Origin of the sequence: Haloarcula sp. CGMCC 1.2071, assembly GCF_037078445.1 — an archaeon.
Taxonomy (GTDB): Archaea; Halobacteriota; Halobacteria; order Halobacteriales; family Haloarculaceae; genus Haloarcula; species Haloarcula amylolytica.
In genome coordinates, this window is the sequence record NZ_JAYMGY010000056.1 from 1 (window position 1) to 743 (window position 743).

Annotated in this window: 1 protein-coding gene; it reads left to right on the forward strand. The window is 57.1% G+C overall.

Going from position 1 to position 743, the window contains the following annotated elements:
- Window positions 1–54 precede the first annotated feature (54 nt).
- Window positions 55–735 (forward strand): IS6 family transposase, encoded by a 681-nt coding sequence (locus VI234_RS21190; RefSeq protein ID WP_336331229.1) that lies wholly within the window; start codon window positions 55–57, stop codon window positions 733–735.
- Window positions 736–743 lie beyond the last annotated feature (8 nt).

The following is a 743-nucleotide window of genomic DNA, read 5'->3' on the forward strand; positions in this document are numbered from 1 at the left end:
GGCACTGTCTAGTTGAGGGATTGAGAAGTGAGCAGGCCGTAGCGAGAAGTGTTCATGCAACTCGCAGACCTGCTCAGAGAAACGTTGGAAATGGACAGCCAAGACGTTTGGGAGAACGAGCGCACCCCGACACCCGTCCGGCGATTTGGGGTGCGTCTCCACACGGCGGGGTTGTCGCTCAGGGAGACGGTCGCTATCTTAGAATTATTGGGTGTCGAACGTTCTCACGGTGCGGTCTGGAATTGGGTGCATACGCTGTCTGAGGCTCAGAGCGACCCGCCGACGGCGGAGCCGTCGCGGGTCGCAGTCGACGAGAAACAAATCAAAGTTGACGGCGAAAAGAAGTGGTTGTACGCCGCTGTCGACGTTGATTCGAAGCTGTTGCTAGATGTCGACGTATTCAGCCGCCGCGGGACTGACCCCGCGGCGGCGTTTCTGCACCGGCTCACCGAAAAACACAATGTCGCCGATACAGTGTTTCTCGTCGATGCTGGCGGCTATCTGACTGCCCTCTCTCGCCACGATTTGAGCGGTCGGCTCGACTATCGAATCCGGAACCATATCGAAAAGTGGTTCCAGACCGTTACCATGCGAATCGACCGCTTTCACACCTTCTGGCGGGGCAGTCAATCAAGTGCGAAACAGTGGTTACGACGCTTCAGACACCACTACAACCACGAACGACCGAACCAAGCACTCGATGGACGAACGCCAGCTGAGGTCATCCAGAACTAGACAGTGCC

Coding starts and splice junctions, on each gene's coding strand:
- VI234_RS21190 (WP_336331229.1), top strand. CDS start 55: ATGCAACTCGCAGACCTGCTCAGAGAAACGTTGGAAATGGACAGCCAA.